Source organism: Bacillus sp. TL12, from assembly GCF_022625245.1.
Classification (GTDB): domain Bacteria; phylum Bacillota; class Bacilli; order Bacillales; family Bacillaceae_G; genus Bacillus_A.
On record NZ_JAJJBY010000266.1, the window covers coordinates 1 to 242 of the forward strand.

At 43.4% G+C, this 242-nt stretch carries 1 pseudogene; it reads right to left on the reverse strand.

The window, feature by feature from the left end:
- A pseudogene (locus LOK41_RS28860) lies at positions 1-242 on the reverse strand (group II intron reverse transcriptase/maturase); the annotation flags it as partial.

Below are 242 nucleotides of genomic sequence, written 5' to 3' on the forward strand. Positions count from 1 at the left end.
TATTTTGCCGTTTGCTTTTGGGATTTCTACTTTACGATTAGCTTGTGGTTGATATGTTCCAGCCTGCAGTTCTGCTTGAATGTTCTTTAAAAACGGTATAACTCCCTCTAGTTCTATATCAGCGAAACTTTGACCGTCGATACCTGGGGCACCGCCGTTTTTCCTCGCATGCTGATATGCTTCATGGAGGGTTGTTAGTTTGGTAATGTGGGAAAATAGTCCCCAAAACCGATGCGTAGGTT